This window comes from Micromonospora sp. NPDC047465, from assembly GCF_040643125.1.
Lineage (GTDB): Bacteria > Actinomycetota > Actinomycetes > Mycobacteriales > Micromonosporaceae > Micromonospora.
Map to the genome: position 1 here is coordinate 1 of NZ_JBEYTP010000064.1, position 24,651 is coordinate 24,651.

A 24,651-nucleotide genomic window follows, 5' to 3' on the forward strand; every position below is an offset into this window, starting at 1 on the left:
CCAACCGCCCGTCGAACGCCGGACACCGCCCCACCAGACCCGCGGCCATCCGCACCGCCTGCCCGCCCTGACCGGGGAACACGAACACCACCCCGGGCCCGTGCCCGGCGGCGGTACCCGTCACCACGTTCCCCGCCGGGGACCCCGCGGCCAGCGCATCCAGCCCGGACAGCAGTTCGCCGGCGCTCCCGCCGACCACCGCGGCCCGGTGCTCGAAGGTCGACCGCGTCGTGGCCAGCGACCAGCCGACCGCCACCGGTTCCAGCCCCTCGTGCTCGCGCACATGTTGCGCCAACCGCGCCGCCTGGCCCGCCAGGGCCGCCTTCGACCGCGCCGACACCGGCCACACCGCCACAGCCGAATCCACCAGACCGGGGCCGCGGTGCACGCCGTCGTCGGCCGCGGAGTCCGCGCCGTCGGCCGGGGGAAGATCGTCGGCCTGCTCGATGATCATGTGCGCGTTCGTGCCGGAGACGCCGAACGACGACACCGCCGCCCGGCGCGGCCGGTCCACCACCGGCCACGGCCGAGGCTCGGTCGCCAACTCCACCGCGCCCGCCGTCCAGTCGATGTGCGGCGACGGGGCGTCCACGTGCAGCGTGGCCGGGACGACGCCTTCCCGCATGGCGAGGACCATCTTGATGACGCCCGCGACGCCGGCGGCAGCCTGGGTGTGCCCGATGTTCGACTTGACCGACCCCAGCAGCAGCGGCACGTCCCGGTCCTGCCCGTACGTCGCCAGCAGCGCCTGCGCCTCGATCGGGTCCCCGAGGGTCGTGCCGGTGCCGTGCGCCTCCATCACGTCCACATCACGCACGGACAGCCCCGCCGACGCCAGGGCCTGCCGGATCACCCGCTGCTGCGAAGGGCCGTTCGGTGCCGTGAGTCCGTTCGACGCCCCGTCCTGGTTCACCGCGGAGCCACGCACCACCGCCAGCACCGCGTGGCCGTTGCGCCGCGCGTCGGAGAGCCGTTCGAGGAGCAGCATGCCCGCGCCCTCGCCCCAGCCGGTGCCGTCGGCCGCCGCCGCGAACGCCTTGACCCGCCCGTCGGCGGCCATCCCGCGCTGCCGGGAGAACTCCACGAACAGGCCCGGCGTCGCCATGACCGTGGCCCCACCCGTCAGGGCGAGATCGCACTCGCCCCGACGCAGCGCCTGCACCGCCAGGTGCATCGCGACGAGGGACGACGAACACGCCGTGTCCACCGACACCGCAGGCCCCTCCAACCCCAACGCGTACGCCACCCGACCCGACACCACGCTCGCGGCGTTCCCGGTCCCGCCGAACCCCTCCACCTGGTCGCCGGCCACCACCAACAGGGACCTATAGTCCTGGCCGTTCGTGCCCACGAACACCCCTGTTCGCGAACCCCGCAACGACCCCGGAACAACCCCTGCCCGCTCGATCGCCTCCCACGACGTCTCCAGCACCAACCGCTGCTGCGGGTCCATCGCCAGCGCCTCACGCGGGCTGATCCCGAAGAACCCCGGATCGAAATCCGCCGCGTCGTACACGAAGGCGCCCTTGTCCGTGTACGTGGTGCCGGGCTTCTCCGGGTCGGGGTCGACGAGGCGATCAAGGTCCCAGCCGCGGTCGGTGGGGAACTCGCCGACGGTGTCGACGCCGTCGGCGACAAGCCGCCACAGGTGCTCCGGGTCGGTCACGCCGCCCGGGAAGCGGCAGGCCATCGCCACGATGGCCACCGGCTCGTCGCCGTCCACGGTGGACGGGGCGACGGTCTCGGCGGGTGCTCCGGTGTCGCCGAGCAGTCCGGCGAGCAGGAAGCGGGCCACCACCACCGGGGTGGGGTGGTCGAAGACCAGGGTGACGGGCAGCGGCTGCCCGATCGCGGCGACGAGCCGGTTGCGCAGTTCGACCGCGGTCAGCGAGTCGAAGCCGAGGTCCCGGAACGCGGTGGTGGCCGGGATCGCGGCGGCGTCGTCGTGGCCGAGCACGTCGGCGGCGAGTTCCCGGACCAGGTCGGCGAGGGTCTCCTCCCGCCGGGCCGGGGGCAGTTCGGCGAGCCGGCGGCGCAGCGTCGCCGCGACGCCGTCGTCGCCGTCGCCGTCGGGCGGCGCCCCGCCGTCGAGGGCGGCCTTCGCCTCCGGTACGCCCTCCAGCAGCGGCCGGCGCCGGGCGGAGGCGAACGCGGGGGCGAACCGGGACCAGTCGACGTCGACGACGGTGAGGGTGACGTCGTCGTGCTCGAGGGCCTGTTGGAGGGCGCCCATCGCGACGGCCGGGTCCATCGGTGGCACGCCCCGGCTGCGCAGGTTCCGGTCGGAGTCGGCGGTGTGCATGCCGCCCTCACCCCACGAGCCCCAGGCGATGGCGGTGCCGGCCAGCCCGTCGGCGCGCCGCTGCTGCACGAGCGCGTCGAGGTACGCGTTGCCGGCGGCGTACCCGGCCTGACCCGCGCTGCCCCAGGTGGCGGCAATGGACGAGTAGACGACGAACGCGTCGAGTTCCTGGCCGGCGAGGAGGTCGTGCAGGTGCGCGGCGCCGGCGGCCTTGCCGGCCGTCACGTCGGTCAGCTCGGTGGGGGTGACCGCCATGAGCGGGGTGGTCTGGGCGACGCCGGCCGTGTGCACGACGGCGCGTACCGGTGGACCGTCGGCCTGGACCCGGTCGAGCAGGGCGGCGAGGGCGGCCCGGTCGGCGATGTCGCAGGCGGCGACGGTGACCCGGGTGCCGAGGTCGCGCAGCTCGGCCGCCAGCTCGGCGGCACCGGGGGCGTCGGGGCCACGCCGGCTGACCAGCACGATGTGCTCGGCGCCGGCCGTGGCGAGCCAGCGGGCGGCGCGGGCACCGAGGCCGCCGGTGCCGCCGGTGACCAGCGCGGTTCCGGCGGTGGTGAAGCGCCGCACCGGGGGGCGGTCGCCGAGTCCGGCGCGGACCAGGCGGCGGACGAAGACGCCGGAGGCGCGTACCGCGAGCTGGTCCTCGCCGGTCGGTCCGGCGAGGATCGCGGCGAGTCGGCCGGCGGTACGGCCGTCGAGGCCGGACGGCAGGTCGACCAGTCCGCCCCAGCGGTGGGGCGCCTCGACGCCGATCACCCGGCCGAGGCCCCAGATCGTCCCCTGCCCGGGGTCGGTGAGCCGGTCGTACGAGGCGACGGTGACCGCCCCCCGGGTGATCAGCCACAGCGGCGCGTCGAGTTCGGCGTCGCCGAGCGCCTGCACCAGGGCGACAGTGGTGGCCAGCCCGGGCAGGACGGCACCCTCGCCGGCCTGCGGTTCCCAGGCGAGCAGAGAGACCACCCCGGCGACGTCGGCGCCGGCCAGGGACGCGGCGATCCCGGCCCGATCGGCGTCGGGTTCGACGGTCAGCGGCAGCAGCTCGGCTCCGGCGTCGGTCAGCGCGGCCTGGAGGGCCCGCACGGCCGGGTCGTCGTCGAGCCCGGCGGGCAGCGCCAGCAGCCAGGTGCCGTCGAGGCGGGCGGCGGCGGGCTCGGGGGTCACCTGCCAGTCGGCCCGGTACCGCCAGCCGTCGAGGAGGGAGTGTTCCTGCCGCTGGCGTCGCCAGCCGGCGAGGACGGGCAGCAGGGTGCGCAGCGACTCGATGGCCTCGGCGTCGTCGACGGCGAGGGTGCCGCGCAGGGCGTCCAGGTCGGCGCGCTCGACGGCGTCCCAGAACCGGTGGTCGAGCAGGCCGGCGCCGGCGGCCTGGGCGGCGGGCTCCTCGTCCGGCACCCAGTAGTGCTGTCGTTGGAACGGGTAGGTGGGCAGATCGACCAGACGTCCCGGCCGGCCGGCGAACGCGGGCCGCCAATCGACCGGCGTGCCACCGGCGTAGACCTCCGCCAGCGCACGGTGGAACCGACCCAGACCACCCTCACCACGACGCAGACTCCCCGTCACGGTCACCGCCGCCGGATCAGCAGCAGCCACCTCGACGGACTCCTGCACCGCCATCGTCAACACCGGATGCGCACTGACCTCCACGATCGTGGAGTAACCCGCCGCAACGACGCTGCGCACCGCCTCGTCGAAACGCACCGTCTGCCGCAGATTGCGGTACCAGTAGTCGGCATCCAGAGCAGCGGTGTCCAGCCAGTCACCCACCACCGTCGACCGGAACCGCACCTCACTCGTACGCGGACGCAGCCCGGCGAGCAGTTCCAGCAACTGCTCCCGCAGCGGCTCGACGTGCGCCGAATGCGACGCGTAGTCCACCGGAACACGGCGGACCCGCACCTCACGCGACTCGTAAAGGGCGACCAACTCGTCCAGGGCCGCGACATCACCCGACACCACCACGGAAGTCGGCCCGTTGACAGCAGCCAACGCCACCCGCCCGTCCCACCGGGCGATCGTCGCCGTGACCTCCTCGGCCGTCGTGGCCACGGACACCATGCCACCGTCACCGGCGATGCCGGCGATGACCCGGCTGCGCAACGCCACCACCGCCGCCGCGTCGTCCAGCGTCAGCGCCCCGGCAACATGCGCGGCGGCGATCTCACCCTGCGAATGCCCGATCACCGCCGACGGACGCACACCGTACGACTCCCACAACGCCGCCAACGACACACCCACCGCGAACAAAGCCGGCTGGACGACATCCACCCGCTCCAACGACGGCGCACCCGGCACACCACGCACGACGTCGAGCAGGGACCAGTCCACGTACGGACGCAACGCCTCCGCACACGCCGCCAACTTCTCCGCGAACACCGGAGCCGTGTCCAGAAGCTCCGCGGCCATGCCCACCCACTGCGAACCCTGACCAGGGAAGACGAAAGCCACCTCACCCGCAGTGCCGGCGACCCCGGCGACGACCTGCGACGCCGGCCGGCCGTCGGCGAGCGCGTCCAGCGCCGCGGTCAACTCGTCCCGACCGGAGGCGAAGACCACCGCCCGGTGGTCGAGGGGCGACCGCGAGAGCGCCGAGGTCCAGGCGACGTCGGCCGGGTTCAGGTCGGCGTCGCCGGCGACGTACCCGGACCAGAGCTCGGCCTGGCGGCGCAGCGCGGTGCGGGTACGCCCGGTGAGCAGCACGGGCGCGGGCGCGGGAAGCTCCGCCCGCTCGGCGTCGGCGGGGGCCTCCTCGGGTTGTTCGAGGATGAGGTGGGCGTTGGTGCCGCTCATCCCGAACGAGGAGACGGCGGCCCGGCGCGGCCGGTCCACCGCCGGCCACGGCGTCGGTTCGGTGACCAGGGCGACCGCGCCGGCGGTCCAGTCGACGTGCGGGGTGGGCTCGTCCACGTGCAGGGTGGGCGGCAGCACGCCGTGCCGCATGGCCAGGACCATCTTGATGATCCCGGCGATCCCGGAGGCGGCCTGGGTGTGCCCGATGTTCGACTTGATCGACCCGAGCAGCAGCGGGGCGCCGTCGCCCCGGTCCTGCCCGTACGTGGCGAGCAGCGCCTGCGCCTCGATCGGGTCGCCGAGGGTGGTGCCCGTACCGTGCGCCTCGACGGCGTCGACCAGGTCGGGGGTGAGCTTCGCGCTGGCCAGCGCCTGGCGGATGACCCGCTGCTGGGCGGGCCCGTTGGGGGCGGTGAGGCCGTTGGAGGCCCCGTCCTGGTTGACCGCGGAGCTGCGGATGATCCCGAGCACCGGGTGACCGTTGCGGCGGGCGTCGCTGAGCCGTTCGAGCAGCAGCACGCCGACGCCCTCGGACCAGCCGGTGCCGTCGGCGGACGCGGCGAACGACTTGCACCGGCCGTCGGCGGCGAGGCCGCGCTGCCGGGAGAACTCGAGGAACGCGCCGGGGGTGGCCATGACGGTGGCCCCGCCGGCGAGGGCCAGGCCGCACTCGCGTTCGCGCAGCGCCTGGCAGGCCAGGTGGACGGCGACGGACGACGACGAGCAGGCGGTGTCCACGGTGACCGCAGGGCCTTCGAGCCCGAACGTGTACGCGAGCCGGCCGGAGACGACGCTGGCGGCGGTGCCGGTGAGGACGTATCCCTCGACGCCGGGGGCGCGGTGCATGACGGCGGCGTAGTCCTGGCCGGAGGTGCCCATGAAGACGCCGGTGCGGCTACCCCGCAGCGACAGCGGCGCGATGCCGGCCCGCTCGAACAACTCCCAGCTGGTTTCCAGCAGCAGCCGCTGCTGGGGGTCCATGGCGACGGCCTCGCGGGGCGAGATGCCGAACAGGGCTGCGTCGAAATGCCCCGCGTCGGACAGGAACCCGCCGGACGCGGTGTACGAGGTGCCGGGGTTGTCCGGATCGGCATGGTGCAGCCGGTCGAGGTCCCAGCCCCGGTCGGCGGGGAAGTCGCCGATGGCGTCGCCGCCGGCCGAGACGAACCGCCACAGCTCCTCCGGCGAGCTGATGCCGCCGGGGTAGCGGCAGCTCATGGCCACGATGGCCACCGGCTCCGACTCCTCGGCGGTGACCTCGCGCAGCCGCTGGCGGGTCTGGTGCAGCTCGGCCATGACACGCGTCAGGTACCCACGGAGCCGTTCTTCGTCCGACATGGTCGGTCCCGAGCCCTCGTTCTCCACCGGCACGTTCGCCATGGTTGGTCTCACTTCCTCGTTCATTACCGGTAGGTGACGCGTGCCTCAGGAAAGCCCGAGGTCCCTGTCCAAAAGATCGAAAAGCTCCTGGTTGCTGGCCGTCCGCAGCCGGTCGGCCACGTCGGCGGCCTCGTCGGGCCGCTCGCCGGCGCCCCGCTCGGCGGCGCCGAGGCGCTCCAGCAGCCGGTGCAGCCGCATGGTGATCCGCACCCGGCCGATGTCGTCGGCCTCGCGCCGGGCGAGCGCCTCCTCCAGCCGGTCGAGCTCCTCGACGGTGGGCAGCGCCTCCACCGATGCCTCGCTGACCAGTTCGGCCCGCAGGTGCTCGGCGAGGGCCTGCGGGGTCGGGTAGTCGAACACCACCGAACTGGCCGGGCTGAGGCCGGTGGCCTTCGCCAGCCGGCCGCGCAGCTCCACGGCGGTCAGCGAGTCGAAGCCGAGGTCCCGGAACGGCCGGTCGGCCTCCAGGGCGTACGGGCTGTCGTGGCCGATCACCTCGGCGGCGGCGGTGCGGATCAGGTCGACCAGCAGCCGGTTCTGCTCGCTGGTGGTGAGGTCGGCGAGCCGCTTGCGCAGTCCGGCGAGCACCTCGTCGCCGCCCTCGTCGGCCGGGTCGGGACCGGTGCGCAGCGCCGCCACCTCGGGCAGGTCGCTGATCAGCGGCCGGGGCCGGGCGGAGGCGAAGACCGGGGCGAAGCGGGCCCAGTCGACGTCGGCGACGGTGAGCACCGCGCCGTCCCCCTCGACCGCGGCGCGCAGGGCGGCCATCGCCGGCTCCCGGTCGAGCAGCGTGACCCCGCGCCGGCTCATCGCCACAGCAAGGTCGTCGCTGATCATGCCGCCGCCGGCCCACGGCCCCCAGTTGACCGAGAGCACCCGGGCCCGGCCGGCGGGCCGGGACTGCGCCCAGGCGTCGAGGAAGGCGTTGCCGGCGGCGTACGCGCCGTGGTCGCCGACGCCCCAGGCCGCCGCGATGGAGGAGAAGTAGACGACCAGCTCCAGGTCGTCCGGGTCGAGCAGCTCGTCGAGGTGGCGGGCGCCGGCGGTCTTGCCGGAGACCACGTCGGCGAGCTCGTCGGCGGTGACCACGGCGACGGGGTTGAGGCGTCCGACGCCGGCCGCGTGCACCACGGCACGTACGGTCTCGCCGTCACGGCGCAGCCCGTCGACCAGGGCCGCGACGGCGTCCCGGTCGGCGAGGTCGCAGGCGAGCACGGTGGCCTGCGCGCCCAGGTCGGCCAGCTCGGCGACGGTGTCGGCGACGCCCGGGGCGTCCGCACCGCGCCGGCTGACCAGGATCAGCCGCCGGGTGCCGTGCCGGGCCAGCCACGTCGCGGCGTACCGGCCGATGGCGCCGGTGCCGCCGGTGATGAGCACGGTGTCCGGCGGCTGCCAGGCCGGGGTGTCGGACGCCTCGGCGCGGGCCGCCCGGGCCAGCCGCCGCAGGTGCGTGCCCAGGGGGCGGACGGCGAGCTGGTCCTCGGCGTCGGTGTTGGTCAGCGCCCGCAGCAGGTGCTCCCCGGCGGTGGCGTCCAGCTCGGCCGGCAGGTCGAGCAGGCCGCCCCAGTGCGCGGGGTGCTCCAGGGCGGTGACCAGGCCGAGGCCCCAGGTGGTGGCCTGGGCCGGGTGCGCGATGGCGTCGCCGGGGCCGGTGCTGACGGCCTGTCGGGTGAGCAGCCACAGCGGCCCGGCCGGGGCGCCGTCGGCGACGGCCTGGACGAGGGCGAGGTTGCCGGTGAGCCCGGCGGGCACGTTCGGGTGGTCGGGGTGGGCGCGCTCGTCCAGGGCGAGCAGCGAGACGATCCGGGTGGGTGGGCCGGCGGGCAGCAGCCCGGCCAGCTCGGCCCGGGTGACGGCCGCGGGGTCGACCGCGACGGTCCGTACGTCGCCGCCGTGCGCGCCGATCAGCTCGGCGATCCGGTCGGCTGTCTCCGCCGCCGCGCCCGCCGGGACGACCAGCAGCCAGTCCCCCGTGGCGTCGCCGGCGGTGAGCCGCCGCTGTGGCCAGGTGATCCGGTAGCGCCAGCCGTCGACCAGCGCGTCGGCCTGCCGCCGGCGGTGCCACTCGGCGAGGGTCGGCAGTTGGGCGCGCAGCGGCTGGTCGGGGTCCACGCCGAACCGGGCTGCCAGCCCTTCGCCGTCGCCCGCGGCCACGGCCTGCCAGAACGCCTCGTCGGCGGTGCCGGCCACGGCGGTGGCCTGCCCGGCGGCGCTGACCACGTCGCCGTCGCCGACGGGCCAGTACCGCCGGTGCCGGAACGCGTACGTGGGCGGCTCGGCCGGGTCGGCGGCGGGCAGCACCGCCGCCCAGTCGACGCGTACGCCGTGGCAGTGCAGCCGGGCCAGCGCGCCGAGCAGGGCGGCCACCTCTCCCCGGCCTCGGCGCTGCGTCCCGGTGACGAGCGGGCCGTCGTCGGGCAGCGCGTCGGCGGCCAGGGCGGTGAGCACGGTGTCGGGGCCGACCTCCAGCAGGGTGCCCACCCCGAGGTCGCGCAGGTGGGTGACGGTGTCGGCGAACCGGACCGCCTCCCGCACGTGCCGCACCCAGTAGTCCGGGGTGCAGACCAGCTCCGGGTCGGCGACCCGGCCGGTCAGGTTGGACACCAGCGGCACGGTCGGCGGGGCGTAGTCGCAGGTGGCGGCGACGGCGGCGAACTCGGCCAGCATCGGCTCCATCAGCGGGCTGTGGAACGCGTGGCTGACGTTGAGCCGCTTGACGCGTACGCCGAGCGCGGTGAAGTGCTCGGCCAGTTCGGTGAGCGCGTCGCCGTCGCCGGAGACCACCACGGCGGCCGGCCCGTTGACGGCGGCGACGGCCACCCGGTCGACGTACGGGGCGAGGGTGTCGGTGACCTCGGCCTCGCCGGCGGCGACGGCGAGCATCCCGCCGCCGGCCGGGAGGGCCTGCATGAGCCGGCCCCGGTGGCCGACCAGGGCGCAGGCGTCCGGCAGGGTGAGCACCCCGGCCACGTGCGCGGCGGCGATCTCGCCGACGGAGTGCCCGGCGACCAGGTCGGGACGGACGCCCCAGCCGGCCAGCAGCCGGTGCAGCGCCACCTCGACGGCGAACAGCCCGGCCTGGGTGAAGACGGTCTGGTCCAGCAGCGCGGCCTCGGCGCTGCCGTCGGCGGCGAACAGCACCGTCTTGAGCGGCCGGGGCAGGTGGGCGTCGAGGTGCTGACAGACCTCGTCGAGTGCCTCGGCGAAGACGGGGAACGTCTCGTACAGCTCCCGGCCCATTCCCGCGTGCTGCGCGCCCTGCCCGGAGAAGAGCGCGGCGACGGTGCCGCCGGACGCGGCGACGTCCCGGGTGAGGCTCGGGTGGGTCTGCCCGGCGGCGAGCGCCCGCAGCCCGGCCACGTACGTGTCCCGGTCGGCCGCGAGGAGCACCGCGCGGTGCCGCAGGTGGGACCGGCCGGTGGCCAGGGCCCGGGCGACGGCCGCGTCGGCGGCGGGCTCGGTTGACGCCCACTCGGCGAGCCGGGCCGCCTGGGCGCGCAGCGCGTCCTCGTCGGTGCCGGAGACCGCCCAGGGCAGCAGCGGGGGCGCCGGGGGCCGCGCGGCGTCGGTCCGTGGCGCGTCGCCCGTCCGCCGCGCGTCGTCCTCGACCGGCGGGGCCTGTTCGAGGATGACGTGTGCGTTGGTGCCGCTGACCCCGAACGACGACACCGCGGCCCGGCGCGGCCGGTCCACGACCGGCCACGGCTGGGGCTCGGCGAGCAGCGCGACCGCGCCTTCGGACCAGTCGACCTGCGGGGTGGGCTCGTCGACGTGCAGGGTGGGCGGCAGCACGTCGTGCCGCATCGCCAGCACCATCTTGATCACCCCGGCGACGCCCGCCGCCGCCTGGGTGTGGCCGATGTTCGACTTGATCGACCCGAGCCACAGCGGCCGGTCGGCGGGCCGGTCCTGCCCGTACGTGGCGAGCAGGGCCTGCGCCTCGATCGGGTCGCCGAGGCGGGTGCCGGTGCCGTGGCCGTCGACGACGTCCACGTCGGCCGGGGAGAGCCGGGCGTTGGCCAGGGCCTGCCGGATGACCCGCTGCTGGGCGGGCCCGTTGGGGGCGGTGAGCCCGTTGGACGCGCCGTCCTGGTTGGTCGCGGAGCCGCGTACCACGGCGAGTACGCGCCGGCCCTCGCGCCGGGCGTCGGAGAGCCGCTGGAGGAGCAGCAGGCCGACGCCCTCGCCCCAGCCGGTGCCGTCCGCGCCGGCCGCGAACGCCTTGACCCGCCCGTCGGCGGCGAGCCCGCGCTGCCGGGAGAACTCGAGGAACGCACCCGGCGTCGACATCACCGTGACGCCGCCGGCCAGCGCGAGATCACACTCGCCGGAGCGCAGCGCCTGCGCGGCCAGGTGCAGCGCGACCAGCGACGACGAGCACGCCGTGTCCACGGTGACCGCGGGGCCCTGCAGGCCGAACGTGTAGGACAGCCGGCCGGAGACGACCGCCGCGGTGTTGCCCGTCGCCTGGTAGCCCTCGGTCTCGGCCCGCGCGGCCATCAGCAGGGTGGCGTAGTCCTGCCCGTTGGTGCCGACGAAGACGCCGGTGCTGGTCTCCCGCATCTCCGTGGGGGCGATGCCGGCGCGCTCGAACAGCTCCCACCCGGTCTCCAGCAGCAGCCGCTGCTGCGGGTCCATCACCAGGGCCTCGCGGGGCGAGATGCCGAACAGGCCCGGGTCGAACCCGCCGACGTCGGCGACGAAGCCGCCCTCCCGGACGTACGAGGTGCCGGGGGTGTCGGGGTCGGGGGCGTAGATGGCGTCGAGGTCCCAGCCCCGGTCGGCGGGGAACGGGGCGATGGCGTCGCGGCCCTCGGCCACCAGCCGCCACAGGTCCTCCGGGCTGGTCACCCCTCCGGGGTAGCGGCAGCTCATGGCGACGATGGCGATCGGCTCGTCCAGCGCGGCGGCGGCCTGCGTGGGGGCGGCCGACTCGTCGGTCACGCCGAGGATCCGGTCGGCCAGCCAGCCGGCGAGCAGGGACGGGGTGGGCCGGTCGAAGACCAGCGTGGCGGGCAGCCGCAGCCCGACCGCCTCGCCCAGCCGGTTACGCATCTCCACAGCGCTGAGCGAGTCGAAGCCAATCTCGCGGAACGGCCGGTCCACACCGATCGCCTCGGCGGAGGCGTGCCCGAGCACCGCCGCGGCGTGCATCCGGACCAGCTCCAGCAGGGTGCGGCGGCGCTCCGGCTCGGCCAGGCCGGCGAGCCGGCCGCGCAGGGGGGACGCCTCGGTCGGCTCGTCGTGGTCGCGGGCACGGGCGGCGGCGATGATCCGGGCGACCTCGGGAACGTCCTCGATCAGCGGCCGGGGGCGGGTCATCGCGTAGGTCTGGTGGAACCGGTCCCAGGCGATGTCGGCCACGGTGAGGGTGGCCTCGTCGTGGGCGAGGGCCTGGGCGAGCACGGCGACGGCCAGGTCGGGGCGCATCGGCCGGACGCCGGAGCGGAACATGTGGTCGGCGGCGCCGTCGGTCTCCACCATGCCGCCGCCGTCCCAGGCGCCCCAGGCCACGGCGGTGGCCGCGAGGCCCCGGCGACGCCGGTCCTCGGCGAGCGCGTCGAGGAACGCGTTGCCGGCGGCGTAGGCTCCCTGCAGGCCGCCGCCCCAGACGCCCGCCCCGGAGGAGAACAGGACGAACGCGCCCAGGTCGCCGCCGAAGGTCTCGTCGAGGTTGACCGCGCCGGCCACCTTCGCGTGCAGGCCGTCGGCGAGCTGGGCCAGGTCGGTGCCGGCGAGCGGGCCCGCGAGGGCGACCCCGGCGGCGTGGAAGACCGCGTCGATCCGGACGCCCTGCCCGGCGAGCCGGTCGACGAGGCCGCGCAGCGAGTCGAGGTCGGCCACGTCGCAGGCCGCCACGGTGACGGTCGCGCCGAGCGCGGTCAGCTCCGCCTCCAGTTCGGCCGCACCGGCCGCCGCCGGGCCCTGCCGGCTGGTCAGCACCAGGTGGGACGCGCCGCCGCGGGCGAGCCAGCGGGCCACGTGCGCGCCGAGCGAGCCGAGGCCGCCGGTGACCAGGACGGTGCCGGCGGGCCGCCAGCCGGTGGCCGCCGGCGGGGTGTCCGTGCCGGCGCGGACGAGCCGGCGGGCGAACAGTCCGGAGGGGCGGACGGCGATCTGGTCCTCGTGCCCGGCCCCGGCGAGGACGGCGCCGAGCCGGCCCCGCGAGCTCCGGTCCAGGGCGGCCGGCAGGTCGACCAGGCCGCCCCATCGCTCGGGGTGTTCCAGGGCGACCACCCGGCCGAGGCCCCACACCGGGGCCTGCCGGGGGTGGTCGAGCGGATCGGCGCGACCGGTGGAGACGGCACCGCTGGTGGCGCACCACAGCGGGGCGGTGATCCCGAGGTCGCCGAGGGCCTGCACCAGGGCGAGCGTGCCGGCCAGCCCGGCGGGCACCACGGGACGGTCCGGGTGGCCGGTCTCGTCGAGGGCGAGCAGGGAGAGCACGCCGGTGACGGCGTCGGTGGCGAGGTGGGCGAGCTGCCCGGCCAGCGCCGCGCGGGCCGGGTCGGCGACGGTCACCGGGACGACGTCGGCCCCGGCCTCGCCGAGGGCCTGGGCGACCTGCCCGACCAGCGGGTGGTCGGCGTACGCGGCGGGCGCCACGAGCAGCCAGGTCCCGCCGAGCCGGGCGGAGGACGCGGCGGTGAGGGGCTTCCAGTGCACCCGGTAGCGCCAGGCGTCCACCGTGGACTCGTCGCGGCGCCGCTGCCGCCACCCGGAGAGCACCGGCAGCGCCTCGCCGAGCGTCCGCGCCGCGGTCCCGTCGATGCGCATGGCGGCGGCGAGGGCGTCCGCGTCGGCCCGCTCCACGGCGTCCCAGAACTGGCGCTCGGCGGGGTCCTCCACCGTGGCTGCCGGCCCGGTGCGCAGCGGCGCCTCGGGCCAGTACCGCTGCCGGTGGAAGGCGTACGTCGGCAGCGGCACGGCCGGTCCGGTACGCACGCCGCAGACGGCGTTCCAGTCCGCGTCGACGCCGTGTACGTGCAGCTCGGCGAGGGCGGTGAGCATCCGGGGCCAGCCGCCCTCGTCGTGGCGCAGGGTGTCCACCACGGCCGCCTCGTGCTCGCCGGCGTCGATCGTCTCCCGCATCCCGGAGCTGAGCACCGGGTGCGGGCCGACCTCCAGGAAGACCTGGTGGCCGTCGGCGAGCAGGCTGCGCACGGCCCGCTCGACGTCCACCGTCTCCCGCAGGTTGCGGAGCCAGTAGTGGGCGTCGAGGGTGGTGGTGTCGGTCTGCCGGCCGGTCAGCGCGGAGTAGAAGGGCAGCTCGGCGGGGCGGGCGGTGATCCCGTCGAGGGCGCTCAGGAACCGGTCGGCGACAGCCTCGATCCGCGCGGGGTGGAGGGCGCCCTCGACGTGGAAGGCGTCGACCGTCCCGCCCTCGTTGGCGAGGTCGACCAGCACCTGGCTGCGCAGGGCCACGATCCGGGCGGCGTCCTCCAGGGAGAGGGCGCCGGCCACGCAGGCGGCGGCGATCTCCCCCTGGGAGTGCCCGACCACCGCGGCCGGCCGTACGCCGAGTGAGCGCCACAGCCGGGCCAGGGAGACCGTCACCGCCCAGAGGGCGGGCTCCAGCACGCCGGACGCGGCCAGCGGCGGGGCGCCCTCGGCGCCGCGCAGCACGTCGGTCAGCGACCAGCCGACCCAGGGCGCGAGGACGGCCTCGCACTCGGCCATCGACGCGGCGAAGACCGGGGAGCTGTCCAGCAACTCCACCGCCATGCCGGGCCACGGCGAGCCGTCGCCGGGGAAGACGAAGACGGGGGCGGTGTTGCGCAGGGCCGTACCGGTCACCACGGCAGGGACGGCCTGGCCGTCGGCGAGCGCGGTGAGGCCCCGGGTCAGCTCGGCCTGGTCCCGGCCGAGCACCACGGCCCGGTGCGGGAACGAGGCCCGCGTGGTCGCCAGGGCGTACGCCACCTCGTCCGGCTGGATCTCGGGGTGCGCGGCGAGGTGCGACCGCAGCCGGACGGCCTGCTCCCGCAGGGCGGTCCGGTCCGCGGCGGACAGCACGAGCGGGACGAGCCCGGCGTCGGCGGCGGTGCCGGGCCGGAACTCCGCCACGACCGTGGGCTCGGGGGCCTGCTCCAACACCACGTGGGCGTTGGTGCCGGAGATGCCGAACGAGGACACGGCAGCCCGGCGCGACCGGTCGACGGCCGGCCACGGGGTCGCCTCGGTGGCCAGGGTCACGGCGCCGGCGGTCCAGTCGATGTGCGGGGACGGCTCGTCCACATGCAGGGTCGGCGGGACGATGCCGTGCCGCATCGCCAGGACCATCTTGATCACACCGGCCACGCCGGCGGCGGCCTGCGTGTGCCCGATGTTCGACTTGACCGACCCCAGCAGCAGCGGCCGGTCCGCCGGCCGGTCCTGCCCGTACGTGGCCAGCAGCGCCTGCGCCTCGATCGGGTCACCGAGGGTGGTGCCGGTGCCGTGCGCCTCGACGGCGTCCACGTCCACGCTCGACAGGCGGGCGTTCGCCAGGGCCTGCCGGATCACCCGCTGCTGCGACGGCCCGTTCGGGGCGGTCAGCCCGTTCGAGGCGCCGTCCTGGTTGACGGCGGTGCCCCGCACGACGGCCAGGATGCGCCGGCCCTCCCGCTGGGCGTCGGAGAGCCGCTGCACGAGCAGCACGCCCGCGCCCTCCGCCCAGCCGGTGCCGTCGGCGGCGGCGGCGAACGACTTGCACCGCCCGTCCTGCGACAGCGCGCGCTGCCGCGAGAACTCGACGAACGTGCCCGGGGTGGCCATCACGGTCACGCCGCCCGCGAGGGCCAGGTCGCACTCCCCCGACCGCAGCGCCTGCGCCGCGAGGTGCAGCGCGACGAGGCTGGAGGAGCACGCCGTGTCGACCGTGACCGCCGGGCCCTCGAGGCCGAACGTGTACGCCACCCGGCCGGACAGCACGCTGCCGGAGGTGCCGGTGCCGATGTAGCCCTCCACCTCGGCGGGCAGGTCCATCAGACGGGACGCGTAGTCGTGGTACATGACGCCCGCGAACACGCCCGTCCGGCTGCCCCGCAGCCGGTGCGGGTCGAGGCCCCCCGACTCGAACGCCTCCCACGAGGTTTCCAGCAGCAGCCGCTGCTGCGGGTCCATCGCCAGCGCCTCGCGCGGCGAGATCCCGAAGAAGCCCGGGTCGAACTCGGCGGCCCCGTACAGGAATCCGCCCTGCCGGGTGTACGACGTGCCGCTGCTGTTCGGGTCCGGGTCGAACAGCGAGTCCAGGTCCCATCCCCGGTCGGCAGGGAACTCGCCGATCCCGTCCCCGCCCGTGGCCAGCAACTCCCACAGCTTGTCGGGGCTGTCGACCCCGCCCGGGTACCGGCAGGCCATGCCGACGATCGCGATGGGCTCGCCGAGGCCGGTGCCCGTGGCCGCCTCGGCGGTGGGGGCCGTGGCCGCCCGACCGCCGGCCAGCTCGGCGTAGACCTGGCCGGCGAGGATCCGCGCGGTCGGGTAGTCGAACACCAGCGTCGACGGCAGCCGCAGCCCCGTCGCCGCGTTGATCCGGTTGCGCAGTTCCACCGCCGTCAGCGAGTCGAAGCCCAGCTCCCGGAACGCCCGGTCCCCCGGCACCGCCTCGGCGGCGCCGTGCCCGAGGACCTGGGCGACCAGGCCGCGGACGAGGGCGTCGACCTGCTCGCGGGCCTCCTGCGGGTCCAGTCCGGCCAGCCGGTCGGCCCAGTTGCCCCGGCCCGCCTGCCGGCGGGCGTTGACCGCGCCCAGCAGCACCCGCAGCAGCGACGGCACCCGGCCGGCGACGACCTGCGCCCGCATCGCCGCCACGTCGATGACGGCCGGTACGAGCACGGGCCGGTCCGCGGCCAGGGCGGCGTCGAACAGCTCCAGGCCCGTGTCGGTGCTCATCCCGGTGATGCCGGACCGGGTCGACCGGGCGCGGTCGGCATCGCTCACCGACGCGGCCATGCCGGCGGTGTCCCACATGCCCCACGCCAGGCTGACCGCCGGCAGGCCGGCCTGCCGGCGGTGCACCGCCAGCGCGTCGAGGAACGCGTTCCCCGCCGCGTACGCGGCCTGTCCCGGGGAGCCCAGCACGCCCGCCGCGGAGGAGAACAGCACGAACAGGTCCAGGTCCAGGCCGAGCGTCGCCTCGTGCAGCCACCAGCCCGCGGCGGCCTTCGGGGCCAGCACGCCGGCCAGCCGCTCCGGGCTGATCGCCGAGACCACGCCGTCGTCGAGTACGCCCGCGGTGTGCACCACGCCGGCCAGCCGGCCGCTGACGCCGGCGACGAGCGCCGCCACCTGGTCGCGGTCGGTGACGTCGGCGGCGACGACCTCGACCCGGGCGCCGAGGCCGGTGAGCCGCTGCGCCAGCGCGTCCGCGCCGGGGGCGTCAGGGCCCCGCCGGGACACCAGCAGCAGCGACTGCGCCCCGTACGCCGTGACCAGGTGCTCCGCCACGAGGGCCGCCAGCGCCCCCGTGCCGCCGGTGACCAGGACCGTGCCGTCGCCGAGGGCCGGCGCGTCCCCCTCGGCGGGGAGCGTGGCGCGGGCGAGACGGGGGGTCAGGACCGCGTCGGCGCGCAGCGCCACCTGCCCGCCGGTGGCGGGCAGGTCGTCGGCGACGCCGGCCAGCACGGCGAGGGTGGCGGCGTCCGGGTCACGGTCGAGGTCGGCCAGCACCAGGCGCTCCGGGTGCTCGGACTGCGCCGAGCGGAGCAGGCCCCACACGGCGGCGCCGGGCAGGTCGGCGACCTGGTCGACGTCGCGGGCCGCCACGGCGCCCCGGGTCAGCACCACCAGTCGGGAGTCGGCCAGGGCGTCGGCGGCGAGCCACGCCTGCACCACCCCGAGCACGTCCGTGGTCACCGCCCGGACCGACCCCGGCACGTCCGGGCCGGACGGGGTGGGCACCGGCAGCACGAGGATCCGCGGCGGTTCCGCACCCGTTCCGGCCGCGGCGGCCAGCACCGCCGCCACGTCGGCGAACGCGGGCAGGCCGGCGTGGTTCGGCTGGTCCGGGCCGGCGAGCAACGCCCAGCCGGACAGGTCCTCGACCGCCGTGACCTCCTCGGCCTGCCAGACCACCTCGAACATCGACCGGGCCGCCGCGCCCGGGGCGGTCACGCCGGTCATCTCCCGCAGGACCAGGGAGTCCACGGAGACGACCGGCGCGCCCGTGGCGTCGGCGGCGACCAGCCGCACCGCCGAGCCGGCACGGGACAGCCGCACCCGCAACGCCGACGCGCCGGACGCGTGCACCTGGACGCCCTCGAACGCGAACGGCACCCGGGGGCCGTCGCCCGCACCGGCGAGCAGCAGCCCGACGGGGTGCAGGGCGGCGTCCAGCAGCGCCGGGTGCACCCCGAAGGCGCCGGCGGCGTCCGCCACGTCCTCCGGCAGGGCGACCTCGGCGTACACCTCGCCGTCGCCGGTCCACAGCCGGCGCAGACCCCGGAACGCCGGCCCGTACGCGAGGCCGCGCCCGGCCACCGCGTCGTACCAGTCGTCGAGCCGCACCTCGGTCGCGGCGGCGGGCGGCCACGCCCCCAGGCCGGGTTCCTCGGCGGCGGCGGGTTCCAGTACGCCCTCGGCGTGCCGCACCCAGCCGGCGTCCGGGTCCTCCTCGGACTGGGCGTGCACGGTCACCGCGCGGACGCCGGCACCGTCGGCCGGGCCGACGCGCACCTGCACCCGCATGCCCCCGACCGGGGGCAGCGTCAGCGGCGCGGCGACGGTCAGCTCCCGTACGCGGGAGGCGCCGATCTCGTCGCCGGCCCGCACCACCAGCTCGACCAGCGCCGTGCCGGGCACCACCACGACGCCGGAGACCGCGTGGTCGGCCAGCCACGGGTGGGTGGCCAGCGACAGCCGGCCGGTGAGCAGCACCATGTCCTCGCCGGCGACGGAGACCGCCGCGCCGAGCAGCGGGTGCCCGGCCGCACCGAGTCCGGCGCCGGACACGTCGGCGAGCCGGCCGACCGGCTCCAGCCAGTACCGCTCGTGCTCGAACGCGTACGTGGGCAGGTCCACCCGGCGGGCGCCGGTGTCGGCGAGCAGCGCGTCCCAGTCGACGGTGAGGCCGTCGGCGTGCAGCCGGGCGAGCCCCTCCAGCACGGCGCGGGGCTCCGGCCGGTCCTTGCGGACCAGCGGCACCAGCACCGCTGCCGGGTCGGTGAGGCAGCTCTGGGCCATGGCCGTGAGCACTCCGCTGGGCCCCAGCTCGACGTACGTGCCGACGCCGGCCTCGGCGAGCTGCTGGACGGCGTCGGCGAAGCGTACGGCCTCCCGGACGTGCCGCACCCAGTAGCCGGGGCTGCACAGCTGCTCCGGCTCGGCGATCCGGCCGGTCACGTTCGACACGATCGGCACGGTGGGCGGGCGGAACGTCAGGCCCTCGGCGACTGCCGCGAACTCGGCGAGCATGGGCTCCATCAGCGCGCTGTGGAAGGCGTGGCTGACCCGCAGCCGGTGCGTGGGCGTGCCCCGGCCGGCCCAGAGCGCGGCCAGTTCGTCGACGGCCTGCGCATCGCCGGAGACGACGACGGAGGTGGGCCCGTTGACGGCGGCGATGTCGACGCGGCCGGTCACGCCGGACAGCGACTGGGCCACCGACGCCTCGTCGGCGGCGACGGCGAGCATCGCCCCGCCGGCCGGCAGGGCCTGCATGAGCCGGCCCCGGGCGGCGACCAGCGCAGCCGCGTCCGCGAGGGAGAGCACCCCGGCGACGTGCGCGGCGGCCAGTTCGCCGATCGAGTGGCCGACCAGGAAGTCGGGGACGACGCCGAACGACCCGGCGAGCCGGGCCAGGGCCACCTCGACGGCGAACAGGCCGGCCTGGGTGAACACCGTCTGGTGCAGCAGCTCCGCGTCCGCGGTGCCGTCCTCGGCGAACATCACCTCCCGCAACGGCCGCGGCAGGTGCGGGTCGAGCTGGGCGCAGACCTCGTCGAGGGCGGCGGCGAAGACCGGATGCGCCTCGGCGAGCTGCCGGCCCATGCCGGCCCGCTGGGCGCCCTGGCCGGAGAAGAGGAACGCGACCCGGCCGCGGGAGGTGGCCGCGCCGGTGACCACCGAGGGTGCCGGCTCGCCGTCGGCGAGGGCGCGCAGTCCGGCGAGCAGGTCGACGCGGTCGGCGGCGAGCACGACGGCCCGCCGGTCGAGCCCGGCCCGGCTGAACGAGGACGCGGCGACGTCGACGGGCCGGGCCGAGGAGTCGGTGGCGAGGTGGTCGGCCCAGCGGCGGGCCTGCGCGGCGAGGGACCGGGGGCCGCGCGCGGACAGGAGCACCGGGACCAGCGGCGGCGGGGCCGCCTGCCCCGCCGGCTCCGGTTCCTCGGCGGGGGCCTGTTCGACGATGACGTGGGCGTTGGTGCCGCTGACGCCGAACGACGACACGGCCGCCCGCCGCGCCCGCTGCTTCTCGGGCCAGGGCCGGGCCTCGGTCAGCAGCTCGACTGCGCCGGCCGACCAGTCGACGTGCGGGGTGGGCTCGTCGACGTGGAGGGTGCGCGGCAGGACGCCGTGGCGCATCGCCATGACCATCTTGATGATGCCGGCGGCCCCGGCCGCGGCCTGGGTGTGACCGAGGTTGGACTTCACCGAACCGAGCCACATCGGCTCCCCGTCGGCACGGTCCTGCCCGTACGTGGCCAGCAGCGCCTGCGCCTCGATCGGGTCGCCCAGGGTGGTGCCCGTGCCGTGCGCCTCGACCACGTCCACGTCGGCCGGGGAGAGCCGGGCGTTGGCCAGGGCCTGCCGGATGACCCGCTCCTGGCTGGGGCCGTTCGGGGTGGTCAGGCCGCTGCTCGCCCCGTCCTGGTTGACGGCGCTGCCCCGGATCACCGCGTAGATCCGCCGGCCGTCGCGTTGCGCGTCCGACAGCCGCTGGAGCAGCAGCACGCCCACCCCCTCGGCCCAGCCGGTGCCGTCGGCGGCGGCGGCGAACGACTTGCACCGCCCGTCGCCGGCGAGCCCGCGCTGCCGGGAGAACTCGGCGAAGACGCCGGGGGTGGACAGCACGGTCACGCCGCCGGCCAGGGCGAGGTCGCAGTCGCGCTGACGCAGCGCCTGCACGGCCAGGTGCACGGCGACCAGCGACGACGAGCAGGCGGTGTCGACGGTGACGGCCGGCCCTTCGAAACCGAACGTGTACGCCACCCGGCCGGACACCACGCTCCCGGAGTTACCGGTGCCCAGGTACCCCTCCACGCCCTCGGGCAGGTCCACCACCCGGGAGGCGTAGTCGTGGTACATCACTCCGGCGAACACCCCGGTGCGGCTGCCGCGCAGCCGCTGCGGGTCGAGGCCGGCGGACTCGAACACCTCCCAGGCGCTCTCCAGCAGCAGCCGCTGCTGCGGATCCATGGCCAGGGCCTCGCGGGGCGAGATGCCGAAGAAGGCCGGGTCGAACGCGGTGGCCTCGTAGAGGAAGCCGCCCTTGTCGGCGTACGACGTGCCCGGGTTGTCCGGGTCGACGTGGAACAGCCGCTCCAGGTCCCAGCCCCGGTCGGTCGGGAAGTCCCCCACCCCGTCCCGGCCGTCGGCGACCAGTCGCCACAGCTCGTCCGGGCTCGTGACGCCGCCCGGGTACCGGCAGGCCATGCCGACGATGGCCATCGGCTCGCGGTCCTTCGCCTCCACCTCGCGCACGCGCCGCCGTGCCTCGCGCAGGTCGGCCGTGGCGCGCCGGAGGTAGTCGAGGAACTCTTCCTCAGTGGGCATCGGGCCACTCCGTATCGGGGTCAGAGGTCCGGGACATGCGCGCTCAGGCCGTGCCGAGCTCGTCGTCGAGGAGGCTGAACAGCTCCTCCGCGCTGGCGGAGCTGAGGTTGCCGTCGCCCGCGGCGGCGGCGTCGACGTCGGCCTCGGCGTACGTCCAGAGCGAGAGCAGCTCACGCAGCCGGGCGGCGACGGCGGTCCGGTCGGTGTCGTCGGCGGCGACCGCGCGCATGGCGGTCTCCAGCTTGTTCAGCTCGCCGAGCACCGACAGCGCGGAGGTGGTCCGCTCGGCGAGCAGCGACCCGCGCAGGTGGGCGACGATGGCCGCGGTGGTCGGCCGGTCGTAGATCAGGGTGGACGGCAGGCGCAGCCCGGTGGCGGCGCTGAGCCGGTTGCGGAACTCCACTGCGGTCAGCGAGTCGAAGCCCAGCTCGACGAAGCCCTTCTCCTCGTCGATGTCGCGCATCGAGGAGTAGCCGAGCACCGCGGCCGCGTGGGTGCGGACCAGGTCGGACAGCACCCGGTCCCGCTCCCCCTCGGGGGTGGCGGCGAGGGTGTCCGCCAGCGCCGCCGCCGCGTCCGCTGCCGAGGTCGCCGCCGCCGGTGCCCCGGCGGCCGGACGGACCAGGCCGTGCAGCAGCCGGGGCAGCGCCGGGCCGAGCCGGCCGAACACCCCGTGGTCCAGGCTCACCGGTACGACCACCGCGTCGCCGAGGCGCAGTCCCTCGCTGAACAGCTCCATGCCCTCGTCGGCGTCGAGGGGGTGGAAGCCGGCGCGGCTCATCCGCTCCTCGTCCACGTGTCCCTGCGGCCCGCCGGGCTCGTCGGGGTTGGCCCACGGCCCCCACGCCATCGAGGTGACGGCCAGCCCGCTCGCCCGGCGGTGGTGGGCGAGGGCGTCGAGGAAGGCGTTCGCGGCGGCGTGGTTGGCCTGGCCGGGGCCGCCGAACAGCCCGGCCGCGGAGGAGAAGAGCACGAACGCGGCCAGGTCGAGCTTCTCGGTCAGCTCGTGCAGGTGCCAGGCGGCGTCCACCTTCGGCCCGAGGACGGTGTCGAACCGGGCCGGGGTGAGTGCCGGCAGCACCCCGTCGTCGAGGATGCCGGCGGCGTGCACGACGCCGACCAGCGGCCGGTCGGCGGGGATCTCGTCGAGCAGCACGGCGAGGGCGTCCCGGTCGGTGACGTCGGCGGCGACGACCTGGGCGGTGGCGCCGAGCCCGGTCAGCTCCTCGACGAGCTCCGCCGCGCCCGGGGCGTCGAGGCCGCTGCGGCTGACCAGCAGCAGCCGGGGCACCGCGTGCCGGGCGACGAGGTGTCGGGCGACCAGCCGGCCGATGACGCCGAAGGCGCCGGTGACCAGGACGGTGCCGGCGGACAGGTCCGGCGTCGGCCGGTCCTGCGGCGCCGGCCCGAACCGGGTCAGCCGGGGCACCCGGAGCTGGCCGGCCCGGACGGCGAGCTGCGGTTCGCCGGTGGCCAGCGCCGCCGGCAGGGCCACCGCCGAGCGGGGGTCGTCGTCGAGGTCGAGCAGCACGAACCGGCCGGGGTTCTCCGACTGGGCGGAGCGCACCAGCCCCCACGCCGTGGCGGCCGGCAGGTCGGCGGGCCGTTCGTCGCCGTCGACGCAGACCGCGCCCCGGGTGATGACGACGAGCCGGGCGTCCGCCAGCGGCTCCCGGGTGAGCCAGTCCTGCGCCAGCGCCAGCGTCTCGTGGCTGACCAGGTGCGCGGCCCGCGCCGGGCTCGGCTCGTCGGCGCGCTTCCCCACGCGGGTGGCGAGCACCGCGGCGGGCACGGCCGCCCCGTGGGTCACGGCCTCGACCAGTTCGTCGAGGTCCCGGTACGCCTCCATGCCCGGCCAACCGTCGGCGTCGCCGAGCACGGCGATCCGGGCGGGCCGGTCCGTCCCGGGCTCAGGGGCGATCCAGTCGAGCCGGTGCAGCGACCGGTTCGCCGCCCGGCGGGCCGCGTCGAGCTGGTCCGTGCTGACCGGCCGCAGGACGAGGGAGTCGAGGGACGCGACGGGCACGCCGGAGGTGTCCGTGACGGTCGCCGCCACCGACGCCTCGGTGACCGTGAGCCGGACCCGCAGCTCCCGGGCCCGGGTGGGCTGGATCGCGACGTCCGTCCAGGAGAACGGCAACCCGGTCTGCGCCGCGCTCGGCTGCGCCCCGGTGTCGACGTGGTCGAGGGCGCTGGCGCCGATGGCGTGCAGCGCGGCGTCGAGCAGCACCGGGTGCACCGAGAAGGCGGCGCTGTCGGTGGCCGCGTCGGCGTCCAGCGCCACCTCGGCGAGGATGTCGCCGCCGCTGCGCCAGGCCGCGCGCAGGGCCTGGAAGACCGGGCCGTAGTGGTAGCCCTGCTCGGCGAGGTGCGGGTAGAGGGCGTCCAGCGCGATCGGTTCGGCGTCGGCGGGCGGCCACACGCCGGCCGGGGCCACCGTCACCGCCCGGGTGGGGGCGAGCAGGCCCGTGGCGTGCCGCTGCCACTGCCGGGCCTTCTCCGGCCGGTCGGTGCCGTCGTCGACGTACGAGTGGACGGCGACGGGGCGGCAGCCGTCGGCGTCGGCCGGGCCGACGCGGACCCGCAGGTCGACGCCGCCGGTCCGGGGGACGACGAGGGGGGCCTCCAGGACCAGCTCCGCCACGTGGGCGGCGCCGACGACGCGGCCGCTGGACGACGCCAGCTCCACCATGGCCGTGCCGGGCAGCAGGGCCGTGCCGAGCACGGCGTGGTCGGCCAGCCACGGGTGGGTGGCCAGCGACAGTCGGCCGGTGAGCAGCAGGCCCTCGTCGCCGGGCAGGTCGGCCGCCGCGCTGAGCAGCGGGTGGTCCACCGCGTCGAGGCCGACCGACGGCAGCCCGGCCCGGCTGGCGCCACCGCGCGACAGCCAGTACCGGTCCCGCCCGAACGGGTACGTGGGCAGGTCGACGGTCGGGGTCTTCGCGAGGACCTCGCGCAGGTCGACGGGCAGGCCGATCGCGTGCGCGGTGGCCAGGTTGGTCAGCAGCCGGGTGGGGTCGTCGTCGCCCCGGCGCAGGCTGCCCAGCGTGTGGCCCGTCGCGCCGGTGTCGTCCAGGATCGCCGTGACCGGCATGGTCAGCACCGGGTGCGGGGAGATCTCGACGAACGTGGTGTGCCCGGCCTCGATCGCCACCCGCACGGCAGTGTCGAAGCGCACGGGGTTGCGCAGGTTGTCGTACCAGTAGTGGGCGTCCATGGCGGTCGGGTCGGCCCAGTCACCCGTCAGGGTCGACACCATCGGGACGTGCCCGCGCTGCGGGGCGAGGTCCGCCAGATCGGCCAGCATCTGCTCGCGGACCTGCTCCACCGCCGGGGAGTGCGAGGCGTAGTTGAACCGGATCGGCCGGGCCCGGATGCCTTCGGCCCGGAACGTCTCCACCAGCTCCGCCACCTGCCGCGGCGGACCGGAGATCACCACCGTCGCCGGCCCGTTCACCACCCCGACAACCACCTCCGGGTAATCCGCC

The 24,651-nt window shown here is 76.3% G+C and carries 3 protein-coding genes; all 3 read right to left on the minus strand.

Annotation, left to right across the window (positions count from 1 at the left end; genetic code table 11):
• Positions 1 to 6,469, minus strand: a 6,469-nt coding sequence (locus ABZ793_RS32015) for a type I polyketide synthase (protein ID WP_357464243.1), incomplete at its 3' end; no start/stop codon positions are given.
• Positions 6,470 to 6,514: 45 nt separating this feature from the next.
• Positions 6,515 to 21,163: a type I polyketide synthase gene (locus ABZ793_RS32020; RefSeq protein ID WP_357464245.1), complete on the minus strand. Its 14,649-nt coding sequence runs from the start codon at positions 21,161 to 21,163 to the stop codon at positions 6,515 to 6,517.
• 43 nt (positions 21,164 to 21,206) lie between these two features.
• Positions 21,207 to 24,651 (minus strand): SDR family NAD(P)-dependent oxidoreductase (locus ABZ793_RS32025; RefSeq protein WP_357464247.1); only part of this gene is annotated, 3,445 nt, incomplete at its 5' end.

Bases quoted from the DNA above. Each gene is read 5' to 3' on its own strand.
- ABZ793_RS32020 (WP_357464245.1), bottom strand. From the start codon at position 21,163: ATGCCCACTGAGGAAGAGTTCCTCGACTACCTCCGGCGCGCCACGGCC.